The organism is Neptuniibacter pectenicola (assembly GCF_001597735.1).
Lineage (GTDB): Bacteria > Pseudomonadota > Gammaproteobacteria > Pseudomonadales > Balneatricaceae > Neptuniibacter > Neptuniibacter pectenicola.
The window spans coordinates 1-22,130 of sequence record NZ_LUTS01000014.1 but is presented as its reverse complement, the minus strand read 5'-3'; the positions used below and the strand labels follow the sequence as shown (position 1 = coordinate 22,130).

General features: G+C 47.7%; 22 protein-coding genes. 19 read left to right on the top strand and 3 right to left on the bottom strand.

The genetic code is table 11. The features are described from left to right. Positions 1 to 26: 26 nt before the first annotated feature. The 3 genes from A3773_RS14940 (at position 27) to A3773_RS14930 (ending at position 2,217) form a co-directional block, all read left to right on the top strand. Positions 27 to 1,163: a GNAT family N-acetyltransferase gene (locus tag A3773_RS14940; RefSeq protein ID WP_067987601.1), complete on the top strand. Its 1,137-nt coding sequence runs from the start codon at positions 27 to 29 to the stop codon at positions 1,161 to 1,163. Positions 1,164 to 1,256: 93 nt separating this feature from the next. Beyond that, complete coding sequence (locus tag A3773_RS14935; protein WP_067987598.1) at positions 1,257 to 1,673, top strand: PaaI family thioesterase; 417 nt, start codon at positions 1,257 to 1,259, stop codon at positions 1,671 to 1,673. A 76-nt stretch (positions 1,674 to 1,749) separates the two neighbouring features. Further along, positions 1,750 to 2,217 (top strand): hypothetical protein, encoded by a 468-nt coding sequence (locus A3773_RS14930; protein WP_067987595.1) that lies wholly within the window; start codon positions 1,750 to 1,752, stop codon positions 2,215 to 2,217. A 122-nt stretch (positions 2,218 to 2,339) separates the two neighbouring features. On the opposite strand, the gene A3773_RS14925 is transcribed toward A3773_RS14930, so the two are convergent. Further along, positions 2,340 to 2,843 (bottom strand): GreA/GreB family elongation factor, encoded by a 504-nt coding sequence (locus A3773_RS14925; protein ID WP_067987592.1) that lies wholly within the window; start codon positions 2,841 to 2,843, stop codon positions 2,340 to 2,342. Between the two features lie 171 nt (positions 2,844 to 3,014). Here A3773_RS14925 and A3773_RS14920 point away from each other — a divergent pair, with 171 nt between their 5' ends. Next, positions 3,015 to 3,584, top strand: a complete 570-nt coding sequence (locus A3773_RS14920; protein WP_067987590.1) for a peroxidase-related enzyme — start codon at positions 3,015 to 3,017, stop codon at positions 3,582 to 3,584. Between the two features lie 63 nt (positions 3,585 to 3,647). Here A3773_RS14920 and A3773_RS14915 read toward each other — a convergent pair whose 3' ends face one another. Together A3773_RS14915 and A3773_RS14910 are read right to left on the bottom strand one after the other, a co-directional pair. Next, the gene (locus A3773_RS14915) at positions 3,648 to 4,349 is read right to left on the bottom strand and encodes a response regulator transcription factor (RefSeq protein ID WP_067987587.1); all 702 of its coding nucleotides are present in this window, start codon (positions 4,347 to 4,349) and stop codon (positions 3,648 to 3,650) included. Beyond that, positions 4,346 to 7,243 carry a cache domain-containing protein gene (locus tag A3773_RS14910; RefSeq protein ID WP_067987585.1) on the bottom strand — a complete coding sequence of 966 codons (2,898 nt, stop codon included), beginning with the start codon at positions 7,241 to 7,243 and terminating at the stop codon, positions 4,346 to 4,348. Before A3773_RS14910 ends, A3773_RS14915 begins: the two co-directional genes overlap by 4 nt. A gap of 200 nt (positions 7,244 to 7,443) precedes the next feature. Between A3773_RS14910 and A3773_RS14905 the strand changes: the two genes are divergently transcribed. From A3773_RS14905 to A3773_RS14835, 15 genes are all read left to right on the top strand, one after another. Continuing rightward, positions 7,444 to 8,244, top strand: coding sequence for an ABC transporter ATP-binding protein (locus A3773_RS14905; RefSeq protein WP_067987581.1), 801 nt, complete (start codon positions 7,444 to 7,446; stop codon positions 8,242 to 8,244). Beyond that, positions 8,241 to 9,002 (top strand): ABC transporter ATP-binding protein, encoded by a 762-nt coding sequence (locus A3773_RS14900; RefSeq protein ID WP_082800647.1) that lies wholly within the window; start codon positions 8,241 to 8,243, stop codon positions 9,000 to 9,002. Before A3773_RS14905 ends, A3773_RS14900 begins: the two co-directional genes overlap by 4 nt. 67 nt (positions 9,003 to 9,069) lie before the next feature. Then, the gene (locus A3773_RS14895; RefSeq protein ID WP_067987578.1) at positions 9,070 to 10,278 is read left to right on the top strand and encodes an ABC transporter substrate-binding protein; all 1,209 of its coding nucleotides are present in this window, start codon (positions 9,070 to 9,072) and stop codon (positions 10,276 to 10,278) included. 68 nt (positions 10,279 to 10,346) lie between these two features. Continuing rightward, positions 10,347 to 11,234 (top strand): branched-chain amino acid ABC transporter permease, encoded by an 888-nt coding sequence (locus A3773_RS14890; RefSeq protein WP_067987575.1) that lies wholly within the window; start codon positions 10,347 to 10,349, stop codon positions 11,232 to 11,234. Between the two features lie 9 nt (positions 11,235 to 11,243). Beyond that, positions 11,244 to 12,167 (top strand): branched-chain amino acid ABC transporter permease, encoded by a 924-nt coding sequence (locus A3773_RS14885; RefSeq protein ID WP_067987572.1) that lies wholly within the window; start codon positions 11,244 to 11,246, stop codon positions 12,165 to 12,167. Between the two features lie 46 nt (positions 12,168 to 12,213). Then, a complete protein-coding gene (locus tag A3773_RS14880; RefSeq protein WP_067987699.1) occupies positions 12,214 to 13,869 on the top strand; it encodes an acyl-CoA synthetase in 1,656 nt (551 codons plus the stop codon). Positions 13,870 to 13,932: 63 nt separating this feature from the next. Continuing rightward, on the top strand, positions 13,933 to 14,682 hold the full coding sequence (locus A3773_RS14875) for an electron transfer flavoprotein subunit beta/FixA family protein (protein WP_067987569.1): 750 nt from the start codon (positions 13,933 to 13,935) through the stop codon (positions 14,680 to 14,682). 11 nt (positions 14,683 to 14,693) lie between these two features. Then, positions 14,694 to 15,620: an electron transfer flavoprotein subunit alpha/FixB family protein gene (locus tag A3773_RS14870; protein WP_067987566.1), complete on the top strand. Its 927-nt coding sequence runs from the start codon at positions 14,694 to 14,696 to the stop codon at positions 15,618 to 15,620. Between the two features lie 96 nt (positions 15,621 to 15,716). Continuing rightward, positions 15,717 to 17,498, top strand: a complete 1,782-nt coding sequence (locus A3773_RS14865; protein ID WP_067987563.1) for an acyl-CoA dehydrogenase family protein — start codon at positions 15,717 to 15,719, stop codon at positions 17,496 to 17,498. A gap of 2 nt (positions 17,499 to 17,500) precedes the next feature. Further along, on the top strand, positions 17,501 to 19,129 hold the full coding sequence (locus A3773_RS14860) for an electron transfer flavoprotein-ubiquinone oxidoreductase (protein ID WP_067987561.1): 1,629 nt from the start codon (positions 17,501 to 17,503) through the stop codon (positions 19,127 to 19,129). A gap of 211 nt (positions 19,130 to 19,340) precedes the next feature. Next, entirely contained in the window at positions 19,341 to 19,583 is a 243-nt protein-coding gene (locus A3773_RS14855) for a VF530 family protein (protein ID WP_067987558.1), read from the top strand. An 18-nt stretch (positions 19,584 to 19,601) separates the two neighbouring features. Then, positions 19,602 to 19,850 carry a DUF2164 domain-containing protein gene (locus tag A3773_RS14850; protein ID WP_067987555.1) on the top strand — a complete coding sequence of 83 codons (249 nt, stop codon included), beginning with the start codon at positions 19,602 to 19,604 and terminating at the stop codon, positions 19,848 to 19,850. A gap of 340 nt (positions 19,851 to 20,190) precedes the next feature. After that, on the top strand, positions 20,191 to 20,466 hold the full coding sequence (locus A3773_RS14845; RefSeq protein ID WP_067987553.1) for a hypothetical protein: 276 nt from the start codon (positions 20,191 to 20,193) through the stop codon (positions 20,464 to 20,466). 201 nt (positions 20,467 to 20,667) lie between these two features. Beyond that, entirely contained in the window at positions 20,668 to 21,345 is a 678-nt protein-coding gene (locus tag A3773_RS14840; RefSeq protein ID WP_082800645.1) for a TatD family nuclease-associated radical SAM protein, read from the top strand. A 324-nt stretch (positions 21,346 to 21,669) separates the two neighbouring features. Continuing rightward, the gene (locus A3773_RS14835; RefSeq protein WP_067987551.1) at positions 21,670 to 21,972 is read left to right on the top strand and encodes a hypothetical protein; all 303 of its coding nucleotides are present in this window, start codon (positions 21,670 to 21,672) and stop codon (positions 21,970 to 21,972) included. Positions 21,973 to 22,130 lie beyond the last annotated feature (158 nt).

Below are 22,130 nucleotides of genomic sequence, written 5' to 3'. Positions count from 1 at the left end.
AATAAAGGGATGCGGGTACCAACACGATGCTGGAAATAAAATTCAGTTATAAAATCAGTGCCATAGATAAAGCCCTTTGGAATAGCCTCTGTCCAACAGATAACCCCTTTATCCGCTATGAATTCCTATATGCACTTGAGGAATCCGGCAGCGTCAGCGCCAAAACCGGCTGGCAGCCTATGCACCTACAGCTGCAAGAAGCGGGTGTCACGATCGCGATCATGCCCCTCTACCTTAAAAACCACTCCTATGGTGAGTACGTATTCGATTGGGCATGGGCGGAGGCCTATCAAAAACACGGGCTGGATTATTACCCCAAGCTTCTTTGTGCCATCCCCTTTTCACCGGTTATGGGACCTCGCTTACTCACACAACAAAACCCTGAGCCTTTACTCCATGTCATTCGCTCACAACTCCCAGCGCTCTGTGAAAAGCTCGATGCTCATTCATTTCACCTGCTATTTCCCACCGACGATGAAGCCGCTCATTTAGCCCACCCTAACTTAATGCGCCGTAAGGGATGCCAGTATCAGTGGTTTAATAAAAACTATGAAAGTTTTGAACACTTTTTACAGCACTTCACCTCAAGAAAGCGCAAGAACGTTAAAAAAGAACGGCAAAAAGTGGTCAACCAAGGGATCACTCATATACAACTCAGCGGCCATGAGATAACGCCAGAACAGATCGAGCAATTTTATGATTTTTACCGCATGACCTACCTCAAACGCGGGCGTGATGCTTACCTCACTAAAGCCTTTTTCTTTCAGCTCCAAGACACGATGCCCGAGAATCTACTCCTTGTTTTCGCCATGAGTGGAGAACAACCGGTCGCAGCCGCCCTTTCCCTCAAAGATACAACCACCCTGTATGGCCGCTACTGGGGTTGCTTTGACGAATACGACAGCCTTCACTTTGAAACCTGTTATTACCAAGGTATCGATTACTGCATACAAAACCACTTACAACGCTTTGACTCTGGTGCTCAAGGTGAACATAAGATCCAGCGAGGCTTTCAACCTGTCGCCACATGGTCTGCACACTATGTTAAAGAGGTCGGTTTTAACCAAGCGATTAAAAACTTTATTGTGCAGGAAACCGACAGGGTCGATGAGCAGATGATTGAACTCAGTCAATACCTGCCCTTTAAAGAAGGCGGGGAATGAAACCCTCGGCTATTTTCATTTTTTAGCGGATATGCCACTATCCCTGTAGCGTCCTATCTACTTAAACGCTGCGTTCGTTAATTAAGGTGACTCGTGCTTTCCAAAGAAGAACTAGCAGCGTTTCTAAAAACTGAATTTCCCCAGACAAAATGCACAATAGATGATATTTGGCATCGTGGTGCCTCGGTTCGACATGAAATAGGTTATGACGAGCTACGCCCTGGCGGCACTGTATCAGGCCCGACATTAATGGCCGTTGCAGATGTGGCCCTCTATGTGGCGATTTTAGGTGAAATAGGCTTAGTCGCCCTTGCTGTTACAACCAACTTAACGATCAACTTTCTCCGTAAGCCACGTGCCGACAAAGACCTTGTCGCTAAGTGCTCATTATTGAAAGTTGGCAAAAGCCTTATTGTTGGTGAGGTTTCGTTGTATTCCGCCGACGAAGAGGAGCCCGTCGCTCACGTCACTGGAACCTACGCTATCCCGCCCAAAAAACGTAACGATTAATAACATACTAAATAAAATCATTCGGTTACATAACCGTGATTTTTTAACTTAAACGCTTTAGGTAAAGGACTATCAAATGAAAATTTACTCCCCTATTTTATTAACTGCACTAACACTCTCTTTCACACTGCCGGCTACCGCCGCCCCTTCCGTTAATGATATGCAGCAGTGCCAAGGCATTATCGATTTTGTCGAATATAAGCTTGATAATGCACCGGAAAAATACCCACAAGCAGATATCAAAGCAGTGCGAGTAGGTTTAGAGGGCTACGACAACTTCATTCAACAAGAGATTGTTTCCCCCGGCCTCTTAAAGTTTAATGGCGGCGATGCAACAAAAGCAGAGGCGATGCAACAGCAGGTTGATGCTTATAAACTCACCATCGTGAACAACTTTAAGAAAAGATACAAAGACACCCGCTTTTACACCGACTTTGCTGTCGCTATCAATGAGTGCGGCAAAAAGTCCGTTCCTTCCGGTCAAGCACTAGAAGATTTGAAGGTGGCGTTAAATACCTTAGTTAAACTCGCTAAAATGAATTAAGCGCCTTTCTCCTGACTAAAGACACCCTAGCGATACCTACGGACCCATTATTGATTAAGCATTACTGGCTTAATCAATAATGACAGCGGCACGGGATAGCTGCATGTCTATTGGGTTCCCCCTTAATAACACGCCGTCACAATGTAACAGCGCTTTTCACCCGCGCTAGATATATCCACCTGATCATCAACACCCAACCCCATTAATGCTTTGCCTAAAGGTGATGAAGGCGTGATAACCATAACCTCGTTTGATCCGCTCTGATCACGGAGGTCCACTTTGAGTCCACCCGCTAACGGCCCAATGAGTAGGCATTTAACCCCCTCCCCATGATCACGTAACACAACCAAGGTGCCTACGCCGATCTCATCAGCAGGTAGCGTCTCATCTTCACTTGATGCCAGCAGCCGTTGAAATGACCTTAGCGCCGCTTCGCACTCAGCCACACGCCTTGATTGCCCTTCAGCAAGGTACGCAGCCTCCAGTCCCAGTGTGTCGTATTTATTTTCAGCCACATTCTCTTTATCAGTCGCACTTTGATACGCCCTATCCGCTGCAGAGACCGCATTTTCATAAAGCTGCTCTAGCGCACTCACCACCTGTTTAAGTAATCGTTTTTTATTCATCAGCTCTTCTGTTTACGGCGACTCGCGGGTCTAGAACACGGCGATTAAATCAGTATTGGTTACATTTCGTTAGGATTCACTCAACATTGTGAAGCGTTTCCTGTTTTTACTCTTACCTCTGCTGATCATAGACCAGCGCCAACATAATCCCTATAAAAATAAGGACAGGTTATGCTAAATCCCGCTATATGCCGTTACCCTTGTAGTACCCTAAATGAGCTCCCTGAGGATATTCAGGCGATGATTATTGAGGTACAGGAAAAGACAGGCTTTATTCCCCATGTATTTTTAACACTCGCGCGCCGCCCAAACGAATTTCGTGCTTTTTTTGATTACTACCAAGCGATTATGACGCGGGAAGCGAACCTTAGCCTCGCAGAAAAAGAGATGATTATCGTCACCACTAGCGCAGCAAATGGCTGTCAGTATTGTGTTGTCGCCCACGGTGCGGTGCTCAGAATCGTCAGTAAAGATCCTCTGCTATCCGATCAACTCAGTACTAATCATCGGCACGCAGCCATTACCGAACGACAAAAAGCGATACTCGATTTTAGTTTAAAGCTATGCAGAGCCCCTGAAGAGATCTGCCAACAGGATTATGAAGCGCTCTACATGCAAGGCTTAACGGACGAGGATATTTGGGATATTTCCAGTGTGTGTGCGTTTTTTGGACTTTCAAACCGTATGGCCGTGATCAGTGCAATGCAGCCCAATGTGGAATTTTATACGATGGGGCGCTAAACGACCGCCTTGTGCCGATCACCGTGCTAACCCGCCGCCAGCATGATCATCATGCTGGCACGCTTAACGCCACTTAACATCCGTGGTTAACATATAACCAGCCCCATACACCGTTTTAATCAGTTCAGGATGCTGCGGGTCCGATTCAATTTTCTTTCGTAACCGAGACATCCGGACATCAATACTGCGATCATAAGGTACACAGTTTTCACCCAACAGTTGATCCCTTGATAAGATCTGAAAGGGGTGCGTTAACAACGCTAAAAGCATGTCACCTTCGGCCCGACTCAGTGATTCACTCTGCCCCTCCCGACTTAAACTAAGGGATTCAGGCTGAAATGACCAATTGGCAAACAGCGCTTGTTTCGGTGCCTGTTCCAACTGCTTTTTCTGTTTTTCCAAGCGTCGATGTAAACTTTGAACTCGGGCAACCAACTCACGGGGTTCAAACGGCTTAGTAATGTAATCATCCGCACCAAACTCTAGCCCTAAAACCCGGTCGGTTAAGCCTCCACGGCCTGACACGATAATCACACCAATGGCGCGATGCTCTAGCTCTTTAACTAATTGCATCCCATCAATATCGGGCAGGTTTAAATCAACAATACAGATCTCTGGTGATTGATTATCCAATGCCGCGAATAATGCCTTGCCCGTGGCGCAATACTGCACTTGATAACGATAATCGCTTAAGGACGCGCAGATCAATTTACCCAGATCTTCCTCATCCTCTACCACATAGATTAATGGACTAGTGCCGTTCATTTAACATCCTCAGACCGCTTATCAACCAACTCTGGAGAGATCGCCTGTGCTAACGCATCCGCATCAAAGGGTTTTTGTAACAAGTTAAATTCAAAATCAGTTTCTGGCGGATTTTCGGTATAACCGGTCATCAGCACAGCAAACGCGGCGGGATGTTGTTTTTTAACCATCGCCGCCACATCATAACCACTCTTACGCCCAGGCATCACCACATCGGATACAACACCACTGACCTCCTCTAAACCGGCCAAAAGTGATACTGCTTCATCACCACTATTCGCCTCAATCACCGCAAATCCCATTCCGATTAACTGGTTACGGACTAACTGGCGAACATCTTGATTATCTTCCACCAACAGCACCAATGCATTGCTCTGGGCCATTGAAAAAGGTGACGCAGCAACACCCACTTGCTCAACACCACATTCAATCTCATCACCTAAGGCTGCCGGTAGTAACAGATCAATCTGTGCCCCGGACTCACCCTCTTGGATCTCGTCCCGATTACGAATACGCAAATAGCCTTTAGACTGCTTCACAAAGCCGTAAACCATACTCAAGCCTAATCCTGAACCCGCCCCGGTGCCTTTTGTTGTAAAGAAGGGCTCATACGCTTTTTTCAGTGCTCTGCTGGTAAACCCCTCCCCCTGATCAATCACACTAATCAAAACATAGTCACCCGCAGTGATCGTTTCATCAAACCCACCACAGGCAATATCCGCTGCACCGCTCTGTGTGCCCGCAACGGTCAAATAGAGTTCCCCTCCCTGACTCATCGCATCCGCTGCATTCAAGACTAGATTGACCAAGGCATCTTCCATTTGAGCCGCATCAACATACACATCAGGCGTATCCTGCTTAATCTCAGTCAGTAGTTTAATATTGTCCGGCAACGGCGCGGCAAGCAGATCCACTAAATCATGAATCAAAGCCCCAAGCCGTATCCGCGCAGGTGATAGCGGTTGCCGACGCGAAAATGCTAATAACCGCTTTGTCATATCCGCACCACGTCGCGTAGCACGGATAGCAGGGCTTAAATTGTCCTGTAATTCAGGCGGTACCGATTTATGCTTTTGCAGCTCAATCAAATTACCCAAAATAATCGTCAGTAGGTTATTAAAGTCGTGGGCCAAACCACCCGACATCTGCCCCACGGTTTTCATTTTACTGGCTTCAGCTAACCGCTTTTCCGTTTCCCGTTCATGGGTGATATCGATAGAAAGATTAAGGAAGCCAACAACCTCGGCCTGCTCATTATAAAACGGCAATACGGTACGTCGGGTTAACATCTCCCGACCGTCCTGCTGAAACAGGTATTCATACACCCCTGTTTTCCCCTCAAGGGCCTCCATAATGTGTGGTTTAATGGCTTGATACATCTCATAGCCCACCACCTCTTGGAGGGTTTTTCCTTCAATCTCGTCCACACGTTGATTAAACAGCGTGAGGTATTCACGGTTAGCAAAAATGAAACGCTGCTCTTTATCTAAATAGGCAACTTGTGCTGGTAGCGCATTCAAAATTAAGCGCTGACGGGTTTCAACAGCACGCAGCTCCGTTTGCGCTAACTCCATTGAGTGGACAGCATCACGCAACTGGTAGTTAGATTCCGACAGCTCTTTGGTCCGTGCTTTTACCCGGGAATTAAGGGTGTTTATATTGTCGCGTAATCGATCGACCATATAATCAAAGGATTCAGCTAAAAGCCCCAACTCATCGTGTCGATTAATCCCCGTCTTAGCCGCATAGTTTCCTCGACTGATCTTATACGCGGTTGAAGACAGCTTTTTAATGGGTGAGGTTAGCCATTCTGCAAAAAGGAAGGCGATCACAATCGCAGCAAGAAAGGCAAAAAAGCCCATGGCTAAAATACGCTGACTAAGCTGTACTGAACTGGCTTTTAAATCATCTAAATAAACAGAGGAGCTGATATACCAATCAAAGCCCGACAGATGCCGCACCAGCGAGTGTTTTTCATAGATATAGTTACCCTGATCATCAGGGCGGTCCCATTTGTAATACAGCTCTTTACCGGTATCCGCAACCTCCATTAGGTCCAGATAGATTGGATTTTTTGTAACGGGATTAAGCTGGGTAGTAAAGTTGGTTCCATGAATATTTTGGTTGGGGTGAAACAGCATATTACCATTAGAATCAAATACATAAAGATAACCATTACTGGCTATTTTAATGTTTTTTAACGCTTTATTTATATCCAAAATAGCACGTTGCTTCTGCAGCTCAACCTCACGATGGATATCATCTAAGTAGACACCGGCCCCCATAATAAAGCCCCACTCTGTGAAGTCTTTCACATAGGAGTATTTATCAATCACCTGATCACTGCCTAACCGCTGCCATTTATATTTATAAAAACCCTGCTTATCTTTGCGAATTTTTTCTAAGATCGTGGGAATGATTTGCTTACCGTCCGGCCCAAGAAAGTTCGACATATCTCGTTGGTTAAATTCGCCATCAGGATGTGACAGTAGATGCGCATTGTGATCAGCGATCCAAATATAATCACCGTTACCAAAATCAAACGCCCGTAAATCGTCAAAGATCTTCTGCCAAATACGCTCATCATTTAAGCCGGCTTCACGCCCATCCCTTAGACTCACCTCAATATGTTTTTCGGCAAGATCCAAAACCGATTTAAGCCGTTGCTCATGCGCACTCAGGGTTTTATCAATGTAGGTTTCGGTACTGGCATACATACGGTTGGCCAAATCATAAACAATATTCAGCACTTGTCGGTTTGAATGTAACTCCAAACCAAATACGTTTTCTTTTATGAGGGGAACGGTTAGCCAGTAGATCGAACCAAAAATGCTGCCAATTAAAATAAGCAACATAAGGAACAAGCGGATAGTAATAGAAGCGTGACGTTGCATCAGAAATTATTATTCTCCGTTTTGTCCCATGGCCCGATGAATGTAACACAAAGTTATCACGGACAATTCACTTGTTACATTTGGTTAGATTCTCAAAATAGTTATGCAAAGTTTAGCCCCTACTCTGATTTTAATAAAAATAACAGCTGAATCCTGAGCAAGACCGTACAGCGAATTCGGCCAGAACAGAGTAGCAACCGATGACCCAGCCCACGCAGGATTTCATCCTTGAAACCCGTAATCTGACCAAAGCCTTCAAAGGGTTTACCGCCGTCGATGATGTCAATTTAAAGATCCAACGGGGCGACATTCATGCCCTTATCGGCCCTAATGGTGCAGGAAAAACCACTGTGTTTAACTTACTCACAAAATTTCTCCAGCCCACCTCAGGCAGCATTCTTTTCAACGGGGATGACATTACCCCGTTAAAGCCCGCGGCGATTGCCCGTAAAGGAGTGATTCGCTCCTTCCAGATATCTGCGGTGTTTCCCCACTTGAGTGTGTTAGAAAACGTACGGATCGCGTTACAACGTAAAGAGGGTAACAGCTTCCATTTCTGGCGCTCCGAACGAATACTTAACCGCCTAAATGATAAAGCGATGGCCCTACTGGAGTCCGTAGGGCTTGAAACCTTTGCCAACAGCATCACGGTCGACCTGTCATATGGCCGTAAGCGAGCCTTAGAAATAGCGACAACCCTCGCGCTTGAACCCGAATTAATGCTGCTTGATGAACCCACCCAAGGCATGGGCCATGAAGACGTAGGGCTGGTATCCGATCTCATTAAAAAAGTCTCTCAAGAGCGCACCATTTTAATGGTGGAGCATAACCTTCATGTGGTCTCTAAGCTGGCTGATCGAATTACCGTACTGCAACGGGGCGCCATTCTCACCGAGGGTGATTATGCGAGCGTTTCTGCCGACCCACGTGTACGCGAAGCCTATATGGGAACCGAAGCCGATGATGTAAATGCCGAAGCAACAGCGGAGGCCGCATCATGAACTCACCTCAAACCCACTCTAACGAAGCGCTGGCAAATAAAACCTACATCAGCAGCCATCGAGAAAAAATTCGAATTAATAACCTGCATGCCTTTTATGGTGAATCCCACATTTTGCATGGGATCGATATGACCGTTAACCAAGGGGAGCTTGTCACCCTACTCGGCCGTAACGGTTCAGGTCGGTCGACCACACTAAAAGCAATTATGAATATGGTGGGTGAACGCAGCGGACAGATCGTGATCAACGGCCATGAAACGATCCAGATGCCCGCCCATAAAATCGCTCACCTAGGACTCGGCTTCTGCCCCGAAGAGCGCGGCATATTTTCCAGTCTAAATGTAGAAGAAAATTTAATGTTACCACCGAACGTGCGTTCTGACGGGGTTAGCCTTGAAGAGATATACGACATGTTCCCAAACCTTTATGAGCGCCGCACCAGCCAAGGCACACGCCTTTCCGGTGGTGAACAACAGATGCTAGCCCTTGCCCGCATTTTACGTACCGGCGCCAACATCCTACTCCTGGATGAGATAACTGAGGGCCTCGCCCCCGTCATTGTGCAGAAACTGGGCGAGGTTCTTAGTCAGCTCAAGGAGCGCGGTCTGACTATTTTATTGGTTGAACAAAACTTCCGCTTTGCAGCCCCCATTGCAGACCGTCATTACGTCATGGAACACGGCCACATTGTGGAAGAAGTACACGCCAATGAATTAGCAACCAAAACTGAGCTGCTAAATACCTATTTGGGCGTATAGCCCTTGGTTATATCAATAACTGTTTCACGGAACAGACAATAAAAACAAACAAAACCGGAGTCAGAAAATGAAAAAAACCAATCGCACCCTTTTATCGGCTGTTGTCTCAGGCGCAATCGCAGCAACGATCGCCTGTAGTGCTCAAGCAACCACGGATGGTCAGGTTAAGCTGGGTATTTTGGCCGATATGGGCGGTACCTACGCAGATATTTGTGGTTCAGGCTGCGTCATTGCTGCAGAGATGGCCATTGAAGATTTTGGCGGCAACGTACTTGGCAAACCCATTGAGATGGTCAGTGCCGATTCCCAACTCAAGCCGGATGTTGCCTCAGCCATTGCCCGCAAGTGGGTCGAAGATGAAGGCGTCGACGCCATTGGTGGATTGGTCTCCTCTGCCGTTTCTGGTGCGGTATCTAAAGTTAACGCCGACAGTAAAAATATCACTCTAATTTCAGGCTCTGCCTCAAATACCTTCACCACTAAAACCTGTAGTCCTTACAACGTGCATTGGACATACAACGTCGTCGCGCTAGCGAACGGTACAGTTAAGCCGATGGTGCAGGCGGGTAAAAAGAAATGGTTCTTTATTACCGCAGATTACAGCTTTGGTCATGCGCTAGAAGGCATGGCCAGTAAAGTCATTAATGAGAATGGCGGCGAAGTACTCGGTAATGTGCGTGCGCCACTCGGCACAACCGACTTCTCCTCTTACATTCTGCAAGCCCAAGCGTCTGGCGCAGATGTAGTTGCCTTAGCAAATGCCGGTAACGACACCGTTAACGCCCTAAAAGCCGCGGCTGAATTTGGATTAACAGAACAGATGGATGTGGCGGGGTTATTAGTCTTTACACCTAATGCTCAAGCGATGGACCCAGCAACCGCCGGCGGTATGCGTCTAACCTCAGGGTTTTACTGGGACATGGATGATGAAACACGCCAGTGGAGCAAGCGGTTTGAACAACGTCACGGGGCGATTCCAAGCATGATCCACGCGGGCGTCTACTCGGTCACTATGCATTACCTCAACGCGGTTAAAGCCGCCGGCACCGATGACACCGATACCGTGATGAAAACAATGAAAGCGACGAAGCCTAATGACTTCTTCGCCCGTAACGCCACCCTCCGCCCTGATGGTCGAATGGTGCATGACATGCTGTATGTCGAGATTAAAAAGAAAGACGAGCGCAAAGATAAGAATGACATTTACAAAATTATTAAAGTCATTCCAGGAGATGAGGCATACAGCCCTATGCTGCCTCAATGTAATTTTTCCTGATCGATTAGCGGCCCTAAAAAAGGCCGCCTTTCCTGCTCCGTACGGCTCAGAAAGGTAGATGTTCTGTTATGGCTACACTCTTTGATATCAATCTATTTGCCCTATTTGGCCAACTTTTGGTTGGGCTAATTAACGGCTCTTTTTACGCCCTGCTAAGTCTCGGCTTGGCCATCATTTTTGGGCTCTTAAAAATCATCAACTTCGCCCAAGGCGCGATGTATATGTTAGGCGCATTCATTGCGCTCCTTGCCTTGAAATATATGGGCATAAACTACTGGTTTGCACTGATCCTTGTCCCGTTAACTGTTGGCCTCATTGGCATTTTGATGGAACGCTTTCTAATCCGCCCCATCGCCAATGAAGATAACCTTTACAGCTTACTGCTAACCTTTGGTCTCGCCCTCATCATCCAAGGTGTGTTCACCCATGCTTTTGGTTCTTCGGGATTATCTTACCCTGTACCTGAGGCCTTAAAGGGCGGCACTAAACTGCCCTTTATGTACCTCCCTAATTATCGCGCATGGATCATTATTGTGTCGGTGTTTGTGTGTGCGGGTACATGGTGGATGATCGAAAAAACAAAGCTCGGTGCCTACCTCCGTGCCGGCACAGAAAACCCACAACTGATGCAAGCCTTCGGTATTAATGTTCCGTTGATCGTCACCCTCACCTTTGGATTTGGCGTGGCCTTAGCTGGATTTGCGGGTGTGATGGCGGCACCTATCTACTCCGTATCACCGGATATGGGATCTAATATTCTCATCGCCGTTTTTGCCATCGTCGTTATTGGCGGCATGGGATCTATCGGGGGAGCCATTATTACTGGTTTAGGTATGGGAGTTGTTGAAGGGCTCACTAAATACTTCTATCCAGAAGCCTCTAATACCGTAATTTTTTTAGTGATGGTCATTGTTCTATTACTAAAGCCTGCGGGCCTATTTGGTAAAGAAGCTTAGGAATTGATTATGAATAATATGAAGCTCAACCTATTTCTGCTTGCGTTAGCTCTACTAGCCCCCACTGTGCTTTACCCTGTTTTTTTAGCAAAAGTGCTGTGCTTTGCCCTATTTGCTTGCGCCTTTAATCTATTACTTGGGTTTGCCGGCCTTTTATCATTTGGGCATGCAGCCTTCTTAGGTACCGGCGGTTATGTCACCGGCTACCTTATGATCAACAGCGGGTTAACCCCTGAAATTGCCATCATATTAGGCACCCTTGCTGGGGGCTTACTCGGTGCAATCTTTGGGAAGTTAGCGGTAAAACGCGAAGGTATCTACTTCGCGATGGTTACCTTAGCCCTCGCTCAGCTGGTCTTTTTCTTCTATCTACAAGCCCCCTTCACCAACGGTGAAGATGGTTTGCAAGGCGTACCCCGTGGTGCGTTATTTGGTTTGATTGATCTATCCAACAATATGGTGATGTATTACTTCGTACTCACTATCTTTGTCGCAGGCTACTGGTTAATCAACCGTACTGTTCACTCCCCATTCGGCCAAGTCCTTAAAGCCATTCGAGAAAACGAAGATCGCGCCACCTCTCTAGGTTATGACGTAAACCAATACAAATGGTTAGCCTTTGTGATCTCTGCTGCGCTGGCGGCCCTTGCCGGATCAACTAAAACACTGGTCTTCGAATTGGCGTCACTTACCGATGTGCATTGGCACATGTCTGGCGAAGTCATCTTAATGACCTTAGTTGGCGGAGTCGGCACGATCTTCGGCCCCTTATTAGGCGCCGGCTTTATCGTCACTATGCAGAACTATCTGTCCGGTGGCGAGATGGGTAACTACATCCATATCATCATGGGTGCAGTATTCGTCATCTGTGTACTGAGCTTCCGTAGCGGCATTGTCGGTCAATTAATGAAGTTTAAGCGCAACAACTTTTAGCGTACTGGCACCGCAAGCTACTGAGATAAAAAACGTGGAGAGCACCGTGAAAACTAACGAAAAACATTCCGCTTTTGAAACGAACTTAGATAAAAACCAAGCTAACTACGCCGCCCTGTCGCCTATTACATTTATCCAACGGGCCGCTAGCGTATACCCGACACGAACGGCAAGCGTTCATGGCAACACGCGCTACACCTGGGCAGAAACGTACACCCGTTGTAAACAGCTTGCCAGCGCTCTTCAAGCACAGGGGGTACAACCGGGGGAAGCCGTATCTATTTTAGCCCCGAACCTGCCCGAACATTTTGAGGCGCATTTCGCCGTCCCTATGTGTGGCGCCGTACTGAACTCCATCAATATCCGACTGGATGCCGAAGCTGTCGCCTTTATTTTGCAACATGCCGAAAGCAAAGTGCTGATCACCGATAAAGAGTTTAGCCATGTGGTCAAAGAGGCACTGACACACCTCGACCAGAAACCGCTGGTCATCGACATTGATGATCCCTATTGGGAGGAAGGGGAACTCATTGGTGAATTAACCTATGACGCGTTTCTAAAGCAAGGGGATGAAAACTTTACCCCCTTCGACGTTCAAGATGAGTGGAACGCCATCACACTCAACTATACATCAGGCACCACCGGGGACCCCAAAGGTGTGGTCTACCACCACCGTGGCGCTTACCTAAACGCCATCAGTAATGCGATTTCATGGGGGATGGGACAGCACCCCGTATACCTGTGGACATTGCCAATGTTCCATTGCAACGGCTGGTGCTTCCCTTGGACCGTAGCCGCGATGGCGGGCGTCAATGTGTGTTTACGCCATGTCCGTGCTGACCATATTTTCAACTTAATAAAACAGGAAAAAGTAGGTTATTTCTGCGGCGCGCCGATCGTTTTAAATATGCTCAACTCTGCCGATGACACACTCAAAGCGGGTATCGAACACAGCGTAAATGTGATGACCGCTGGCGCTGCGCCACCCGCTTCAGTCATTGCGGGCATGGAAAACTTAGGCTTTAACGTGACCCATGTTTATGGCCTCACTGAAACATACGGCCCTTCGGTTGTCTGCGCATGGCATGAGGAGTGGGATGAAAAAACGCCAGAGGAGAAGGCACGCTTAAAATCACGTCAAGGCGTACGCGCACCGATGCTCGACGGTTTGATGGTTGCCGATCCGATCACAATGGAACCCGTTCCACAAGACGGCGAAACCATGGGCGAAATATTTATGCGCGGCAACTTGGTGATGAAAGGCTACCTTAAAAACCCCACCACAACCAAGGCGGCATTTGAGGGCGGCTGGCTACATTCCGGCGACCTAGCGGTATGGCATGCCGATGGTTACGTGGAGATCAAAGACCGCTCCAAAGATATCATCATTTCAGGCGGTGAGAATATCTCAAGCATAGAGATTGAAGATGTGCTTTATCGCCACCCAATGATTCAGGAAGCGGCGGTCGTAGCCAAAAACAACGATAAATGGGGTGAAACCCCCTGCGCATTCGTTGCCTTAAAAGACCTAGACCGTGAAGTCACTAAGCAGGAAATCATCGAGTTCTGCCGCGAACATATGGCCCACTTTAAAACCCCTAAAGAGATTGTATTTGGCCCATTACCTAAAACATCGACCGGCAAAATACAGAAATTTTTGCTCCGTGACCGCGCAAATAGCGCAGACGATCAGCAAGGCTAACACAACGATTACAACAACCTTGGGGAGGATTACACAACCCCCGGGACAGATAGAGGTACCGAAATGAAGATATTAGTCGCTGTAAAACGTGTTATTGATTACAACGCAAAAGTAAGAGTTAAGGCAGACAACTCAGATGTTGATCTCAACAATACAAAAATGGCGATCAATCCATTCTGTGAAATTGCCGTCGAGGAAGCGATTCGCTTAAAAGAAGCCGGCAGTGCCGACGAGGTCATTGTCGTCTCGGTTGGCCCTAAAGCCTGCCAAGAGCAGATCCGAACCGCCTTAGCCTTAGGCGCAGATCGCGGCATTCAGATTGAAACGGATGATATTCCCGAGTCACTCAACGTTGCTAAATTACTCGCCCAAGTCGTTAAAAACGAAGAACCGGGCTTAGTACTATTAGGAAAACAAGCGATCGACTCGGATAACAACCAAACGGGGCAGATGCTATCGGCACTATTGGGTATGCCCCAAGCCACGTTTGCATCAGAGCTCACACTAAAAGACGGTAAAGTTCAGGTCGCCCGCGAGATTGATGGTGGCTCACAAACCTTATCGCTCAGCCTACCGGCCGTTATTACTGCTGATCTTCGTCTTAACGAACCTCGCTATGCCTCACTCCCCAATATTATGAAGGCAAAGCGCAAACCACTCACCGTAACAACACCTGAAACCTTAGGCGTTGAACTTAAAACACACAGCACGTTAATCAAAGTAACACCACCGGTTGAGCGCAGCGCTGGCATTTTAGTCAACAGTGTTGATGAACTGGTTGAGAAACTTAAAAACCAAGCCAACGTAATTTAAGGGGTGATTAAATGGCTATTCTAATTATTGCAGAACATGACAACAGCACCCTAAAAGGTGCCACACTTAACACCGTAACCGCAGCCACACAAATGGGTCAGGAACTCCACCTGCTCGTTGCCGGCTGTGACTGCCAATCGGTGGCCGACGAAGCCGCCCAGATTAGCGGTATCAATAAAGTCCTTTTAGCCGACAACCCGGTTTACACCCACCAGCTTGCAGAAAATATGGCCCAACTCATCATCGAGCTCAGCGAGGGTTACAGCCATATCCTAGCGCCAGCCACCAGCAATGGTAAAAATATTCTACCAAGAGTGGCCGCCCTACTGGATGTAGGACAGATCTCCGATATTACCGCAGTTGAAAGTGCGGATAGGTTCCAGCGCCCGATCTATGCAGGGGGTGCGATCGCAACCTTACAATCCCTGGACGCAGTTAAAGTGATTACGGTGCGTAGCACCGCATTTGAGCCCGCTGCGACCGATAACTCAGCACCGATTGAAGCGGTTGAACTACAGATCGAAAACACCCTATCCAGCTTCGTATCAGAAGAGATAGCGCAATCCGATCGCCCCGAACTAACCGCCGCTAAAGTGGTGATTGCCGGGGGGCGCGGTATGGGCAATAGCGAAAACTTCTCCCTACTTGAACAGGTTGCCGACAAATTAGGGGGGGCCGTCGGTGCATCACGTGCCGCCGTCGATGCCGGTTTTGTCTCTAATGACATACAGATCGGACAAACGGGAAAAATTGTCGCCCCTGACCTTTACATTGGCGTCGGGATCTCAGGTGCCATCCAGCACCTTGCGGGGATGAAAGATTCAAAAATCATCGTTGCCATCAACAAAGATGAAGAAGCGCCTATTTTCTCCGTAGCAGACTACGGTTTAGTCGCCGACCTCTTTGACGCAGTACCAGAACTCGAGCAAAAACTTTAACCCGTTATTCCGTGAGTAGCGTTGCTTGACCTTACAAGGCTCGGACTACGTAGAACGTTTTTCAGTCCGCGCCTTCTTTTTAAAATGAGGACCCTTATGAGCACTTACACCCCCCCTGTAAAAGACGCCAGTTTTGTATTGGATCAACTGGTTGGTCTTGATCAATTATGTGAAACACTTCAATTAGATGAAGTGAACACCGAACTCGCCACCGTGATTATTGAGGAAGCAGGCAAGCTCGCCTCCGATGTCCTTGCACCGCTCAACCGTGTGGGTGATGAAAAAGGCGCAACCGTAGCCGATGGCCAAGTGCAAGAAACCGCTGGCTTTGCCGATGCTTATCAGCAGTTTGTAGAAAACGGCTGGGCCACCCTCACCGGCCCCGAAGCCTTTGGCGGGCAGAACTTGCCTAATGTCATCGGTACCGCCGTTAATGAGCTTTGGCACTCATCAAACATGTCGTTTGCGCTCTGCCCTATGCTCAGCCAAGGCGCAGTAGAAGCACTCATTGCACACGGGAGTGATGAACTTAAAGCTCAATATCTTCCACCTCTAATTAGCGGTGAGTGGACCGGCACCATGAACTTGACCGAGCCTAATGCCGGCTCCGACCTCGCCGCCGTTGCCGCTAAAGCCACCCCAGCAGGCGATCACTATAAAATTAACGGACAGAAGATCTTTATCACTTGGGGTGATCATCAGATGACAAGCAATATTGTCCATCTGGTACTTGCTCGCCTACCCGATGCACCCGCCGGCGTAAAAGGGATCTCTCTTTTCATCGTACCTAAATACCTATTAGACGATCAGGGCCAACCCGCTGAACTTAACGACGTGAGCTGTATCTCTTTAGAACACAAAATGGGGATTCATGGCAGCCCCACCTGCGTCATGAGCTTTGGTGATAACGACGGAGCGATTGGCTACCTCGTCGGCGAAGAGAACAAAGGCCTAAGCTATATGTTCACCATGATGAACCACGCCAGACAAGCGGTAGGCTTACAAGGTTTATCAATCTCCGAACGCGCCTACCAACAGGCCCTAGAGTACAGCCAAGAACGCACCCAAGGCAGCCGCAAAGATGGCAGTAAAATCGCCATTATCGAACACCCCGATGTGCGCCGCATGTTAATGGCAATGAAAGCAGGCAACGAAGCGATGCGCGCCCTTGCTTACCGCGCAGCAGCCGATATTGACCACGCCCATCAGGGTGATCCAGCCGCCCACGCCCGTGTCGATTTATACACACCTATTGTTAAAGGTTGGATGACCGAGCTAGCCCAAGAGCTCACCTCATTAAATATCCAAGTCCTCGGCGGTATGGGCTTTATTGAAGAAACCGGCGCAGCGCAGCACTACCGTGATGCACGCATACTCCCTATCTATGAAGGGACCACCGGCATTCAGGCCTTTGACCTGATTGGCCGTAAAACTGTTTATGATAAAGGCGCAGCCCTTAAAGCACTGCACGCCGATATAAACGACACGCTCACACAACTGTCCGCTTCCTACTCGCCACAACTCGCCCTACTACAGAGCAAGCTAAAAACCGCCCTAACCCATGCAACCGCAGCCGGTGAGTGGATTTTAGAAAACAGCGCAAGCACGCCACACACCTTAGGGAATGTGAGCTTTGATAACCTCATGATGATGGGCTACCTAACCGGTGGTTGGTTATTAGCACAAAGTGCATTATTAGCGTCGCAACTCACAACCCAAGACAACCCTTACGGCGACGCCTTCTTGCAAGGCAAAATAGCGACCGCCTGCTTTTATGCCGAGTACTTCCTACCCCGCGTCAGCCAACATGCGGACACCGTACTCACCGGTCTCTCAAGTACCTTTGCATTAACAACAGAACAGATGCAAGGAGCCTAGTGATGGAACGCGAAGTGATGACGTTTGACGTCTTAATTGTAGGCGCCGGCCCCGCAGGGCTGGCCAGTGCCTGTCGTCTGAAACAACTCGACCCTGAACTCAATATCTGTGTGGTCGAAAAAGGCTCTGAAGTCGGCGCGCATATACTGTCCGGTGCGGTTATCGACCCTAAAGCCTTAACAGAACTCTTCCCCGACTGGAAAGAGAGAGGAGCCCCCCTAACCCTCGCCACCGAACGGGATGAAGTGGTTCTCCTAAAAGACAATCGATCTTCGATCAAAATTCCCCATTGGATGGCCCCCAAAAGTATGCACAACCAAGGCAACTACATTGCCAGCCTTGCCAACCTTACACGCTGGTTAGGGGAACAAGCCGAAGCATTAGGCGTAGAGATATTTCCAAGCTTTAGTGCCGCCGATGTTTTATACGATGAAAACATGCAGGTAAAAGGTATTTTGACCGGTGATATGGGGGTTGGCCGCGATAATATGCCTAAAGATAACTTCATGCCGGGCATAGAGTTACACGCCCCCTTTACCCTGTTTGCCGAAGGTTGCCGCGGACACTTAGGTAAAGAGCTGATTCGTCAGTTCAAGCTTGATCAAGGTAAAGACCCACAACATTATGGCATTGGCCTCAAAGAGCTATGGGATATTGATCCCGCCAAACACCAACCGGGACTGGTTATTCATGGTTCAGGCTGGCCGCTTCAGGGAGATACCAGCGGTGGTTTCTTCCTCTACCACGCAGAAAACAATCAGGTGGCTGTCGGCCTCATTATTGACCTAAACTACAGCAACCCTTGGCTGAGTCCCTTTGATGAGTTCCAACAACTTAAACACCATCCGCTGATTGCCCAATACTTAGAGGGGGGAAATCGCGTCTCCTATGGCGCAAGAGCGATTACTAAAGGGGGCTATAACTCACTGCCAAAGATGAACTTCCCCGGCGGAATGCTGATTGGTTGTGACGCAGGCACCTTAGACTTCTCCCGAATCAAAGGCGCTCACACAGCGATGAAGTCAGGCATGATCGCCGCAGAAGCGGTTCACCACGCACTCAAAAATAATGAAACCGATGCCAGCACATTTGAGGCACGCTATACCCAAAGCTGGCTATACAGAGAACTCTATAAGGCCCGCAACTTTGGCCCGGCACTGCATAAATTGGGGCGCTGGTTGGGGGGCGCGTTTAACACGTTAGATCAAGGCCTGTTTAACGGAAAACTACCTTTCACACTGCACGACCTCCAAGAGGATCATGCCAGCCTACACCGGTCGAGTGAAAGTAAGCCCATCACCTACCCTAAACCCGATGGCAAGCTCTCCTTTGACAAACTCTCCTCTGTCTTTTTATCCAATACCAACCATGAAGAGGATCAACCTTGTCACCTACAGCTCAGTAAAGAGGAGATCCCTCTCACCGTAAATATCCCACTGTATGACGAACCCGCACAACGTTACTGCCCTGCGGGGGTCTATGAAGTGATCGACGATGACGCCGGCAAAAAACTTCAAATCAATGCGCAAAACTGCCTGCATTGTAAAACCTGTGATATCAAAGACCCCTGCCAGAACATCCAATGGATGCCCCCTGAAGGTGGCGGTGGACCTAATTACCCCAACATGTAACCCACGAACCCTGTAAACAGAACTCGCTCAACGGGATTCATCAGAAACCATTATGGTTTCAAGGCTCGGTGCCTTCTTGCCCTCCTATGGAGGGCTTTTTTTATTGCTTATCAACACACCCCTTCAACAAATTATTGCGCACCTCTATGGTTCTCTTCACAGCAACCCCGTATCATCAAACACTCTTTAAATTGATAGACCTATAACCTCTATGACAACACAACCGAACAATCCCCTACATGGGGTCAAACTAGCCGATATAGTAACCCAACTCGAAGCCCACTACGGCTGGGACGGACTAGCTGAACAGATCGACATCAACTGCTTTAAAAACGACCCATCGATCAAATCCACCCTCAAGTTTTTACGCAAAACCCCTTGGGCACGAGACAAAGTAGAGCAACTGTTTTTATATACGTTTTCAAACCAAAACCCGTGGAACACAAAACCCTAAAACAGAGCGCGCTCCCCTATGTCAGAGATCAAATTTACAACCGATGAGAGAGCGACCTTAGTTGCAAAACTAAAGGCCTATTTTTCACGCGAGATGGAACAAGATATAGGCCAGTTTGAATGTGAATTTCTACTGGATTTCATCTCAAAAGAGCTCGGCGCCCACTATTACAACAAAGGCTTAAACGACGCCCAATTAATTGTCACCAGCAAGCTCGATGATATCGCCGATGCCTTTTATGAAATGGAAAAAATCACCGACCGTTAGGTCTCAATATCCCCGCTAACGCCCCTATTTCCGGTAACTAAATAGGCATAAGCTTATTATTTTTTAATCCGCTCAAGCCTGACCGCTCGGCCTCTAATCCGACTTGCTGTTACGCAGCATAACGCTAACCCGCATCAACTCAGCAAAGCATTATTGAACAATAATTATCTACCGCATTCGCAACATGAATCGTATTTTTTCAATGATTGTTTCTGGTGAAATTTTGTCCTACTAAATGATTAGAGTAACCAGAAAATCTCATCTACAATCAATTTACCGGTTAAACCAATTGACTCGGCAACGCCAAATAGATTGATAAAAATAAGGCTGAGGAATAGAGATGATAACGTACGAAGAATGTTTAGAACTGAGTGACCTAACAGCAGACGAAGTAGACGCCATTGCAGAACATGAGCATGTCACTTCAATGATCGCTATCGCGTTGGGACACTACATGATCACCCACGACGGTGAGCAAAAGATAAAGAGCATTATTATGGATGATATCGACAAAGCAGAGCGTGAAAAAAATTACCAGCATGCGGAGATGCTAAGAAAAGTACTTAAACACTTTATTGCGACCCATCCAGAACATCATGCCAAAAAAGCAGCCTAATGGCCGCATGATACAGAATAGCAAGCCAGTCCCCTTCGATACCGGTTATAGGGTGTTGCCCACCCTAAACCGGATCACCTTTGTTACAAGCAGCGGTCAACTCAACACATACAACCCCACATTTTCTTGATAACCATCAACGCCGCCAGCCGCAAAGCCAATTAAAGTAGCCCTTCCTCTCTATCAGATTGATACTTATCTATGTCGACACCTTGCACAAAACCCGACCGCACGCTGACACCCCGCCCCAATCCGGCCAAACGCATAACACCTAAAGGGCATCAAGACAGTTACCTCTATCAAATTCGTAATAGTCTCTATATCAACCTAACCGATCGCTGCACATTAACCTGTCAATTTTGCCCTAAGCATAACGGCTCTACTCAGGTAAAAGGTCATGAGCTCTATCTCAGCAAACGCCCGCAGGCGGCTAATATTATTGCTCAGTTAGGCAACCCAGCCTACTACGACGAAGTGGTCTTTTGCGGCTACGGTGAACCGACGCTTCGCTTAAAAGCCCTACTTGAGATCGCACACTGGGTAAAAGAAAACGGCGGTAAAACACGGATCAACACCGATGGTTTAGGCAGCCTATTCCATAAACGGGATATAATGCCAGAACTGGCTGAGTGTATAGATGCCTTATCTATCTCCCTAAACGCCCAAAACGAACAGATCTATCAACAGCACTGCCACCCCGCCCTACCCAACTCGTTTCAAGCCGTGCAAGCCTTCATCAAACGCGCCGCCGAACTGATCCCTGATGTGCAAGTCTCCGCCATCAACGGGCTTGAAGGCGTAGATGTGATTAAGTGCAAAGCCATAACCGAACGCCTCGGGGCTCAGTTTAAACAGCGCGAGTTGGATGTGGTTGGCTGACCCGCAAAATCAATTTAAAATAGCAAAACCAGTAAACAACGCAGTTCAAACCCGCTGATGCCCTGTTGAGTCACAGGGGGAAAACACAGGTTTTACCTTGGTTATCCATGACAGACAAACAGAGTATTTAAAACGGCTCTCGTTTATGTAAGGATAGCCTGACAGTTTTGTATTTTTATCCAAGAAAGAGAAAGCCCCAGCTAAGGAAAGCTTATGATATTCAAACACCTACGCCCCCTTCACCCACTCGCTTCATGTAGATATATGACAACTTGTCGTGTTTAAACGCAACAATCTGTCATATATTTAGCTGTTACATATCATATGGACATACTTAAGATTCACCGTATTGCTGCATACATTTGTATAGGATTAACTCCTATTGCTTTTGTAGTAGCTGGCTTAGAAAACTCCCCTGAGCAAACAGCAAAAGGTGTTGAGATATTATTTATGATTGGCGGTATATACCTTCCGTTCTATTGTTGGAGGTGTGTCCATTTAGGGTTTATTACTGAATTGGGTGGTATTGAAAAGGTATACAAAGATGAACAACCTCATATGTTTTGGTTGCTTACTTCGGGAGTGCTAGTCTTTTCCGTCGTATGTATATCTCTTCCGTTTAAATGAAATGTAATCGGGTAGCCGAGGGTCTCTAACCCTCAGCCCCCACAACACCCTGCATGCGGATCCGCACAGGGCGTTTCACTGAGAATGGTGAAGCTTGATCCATCCATCGCGCAATTCATAAAGCCCCTGAGATTTTAAGTAAGCATTGGATAATGCCT

What these genes read in the sequence shown, in the direction of transcription:
- A3773_RS14835 (WP_067987551.1), top strand. Translation starts at nt 21,670, where the DNA reads ATGGACATACTTAAGATTCACCGTATTGCTGCATACATTTGTATAGGA.
- A3773_RS14890 (WP_067987575.1), top strand. Translation starts at nt 10,347, where the DNA reads ATGGCTACACTCTTTGATATCAATCTATTTGCCCTATTTGGCCAACTT.
- A3773_RS14920 (WP_067987590.1), top strand. Translation starts at nt 3,015, where the DNA reads ATGCTAAATCCCGCTATATGCCGTTACCCTTGTAGTACCCTAAATGAG.
- A3773_RS14940 (WP_067987601.1), top strand. Translation starts at nt 27, where the DNA reads ATGCTGGAAATAAAATTCAGTTATAAAATCAGTGCCATAGATAAAGCC.
- A3773_RS14870 (WP_067987566.1), top strand. Translation starts at nt 14,694, where the DNA reads ATGGCTATTCTAATTATTGCAGAACATGACAACAGCACCCTAAAAGGT.
- A3773_RS14915 (WP_067987587.1), bottom strand. Translation starts at nt 4,349, where the DNA reads ATGAACGGCACTAGTCCATTAATCTATGTGGTAGAGGATGAGGAAGAT.
- A3773_RS14925 (WP_067987592.1), bottom strand. Translation starts at nt 2,843, where the DNA reads ATGAATAAAAAACGATTACTTAAACAGGTGGTGAGTGCGCTAGAGCAG.
- A3773_RS14930 (WP_067987595.1), top strand. Translation starts at nt 1,750, where the DNA reads ATGAAAATTTACTCCCCTATTTTATTAACTGCACTAACACTCTCTTTC.
- A3773_RS14885 (WP_067987572.1), top strand. Translation starts at nt 11,244, where the DNA reads ATGAATAATATGAAGCTCAACCTATTTCTGCTTGCGTTAGCTCTACTA.
- A3773_RS14900 (WP_082800647.1), top strand. Translation starts at nt 8,241, where the DNA reads ATGAACTCACCTCAAACCCACTCTAACGAAGCGCTGGCAAATAAAACC.
- A3773_RS14895 (WP_067987578.1), top strand. Translation starts at nt 9,070, where the DNA reads ATGAAAAAAACCAATCGCACCCTTTTATCGGCTGTTGTCTCAGGCGCA.
- A3773_RS14875 (WP_067987569.1), top strand. Translation starts at nt 13,933, where the DNA reads ATGAAGATATTAGTCGCTGTAAAACGTGTTATTGATTACAACGCAAAA.
- A3773_RS14865 (WP_067987563.1), top strand. Translation starts at nt 15,717, where the DNA reads ATGAGCACTTACACCCCCCCTGTAAAAGACGCCAGTTTTGTATTGGAT.
- A3773_RS14845 (WP_067987553.1), top strand. Translation starts at nt 20,191, where the DNA reads ATGATAACGTACGAAGAATGTTTAGAACTGAGTGACCTAACAGCAGAC.
- A3773_RS14840 (WP_082800645.1), top strand. Translation starts at nt 20,668, where the DNA reads ATGTCGACACCTTGCACAAAACCCGACCGCACGCTGACACCCCGCCCC.
- A3773_RS14850 (WP_067987555.1), top strand. Translation starts at nt 19,602, where the DNA reads ATGTCAGAGATCAAATTTACAACCGATGAGAGAGCGACCTTAGTTGCA.
- A3773_RS14855 (WP_067987558.1), top strand. Translation starts at nt 19,341, where the DNA reads ATGACAACACAACCGAACAATCCCCTACATGGGGTCAAACTAGCCGAT.
- A3773_RS14860 (WP_067987561.1), top strand. Translation starts at nt 17,501, where the DNA reads ATGGAACGCGAAGTGATGACGTTTGACGTCTTAATTGTAGGCGCCGGC.
- A3773_RS14905 (WP_067987581.1), top strand. Translation starts at nt 7,444, where the DNA reads ATGACCCAGCCCACGCAGGATTTCATCCTTGAAACCCGTAATCTGACC.
- A3773_RS14910 (WP_067987585.1), bottom strand. Translation starts at nt 7,243, where the DNA reads ATGCAACGTCACGCTTCTATTACTATCCGCTTGTTCCTTATGTTGCTT.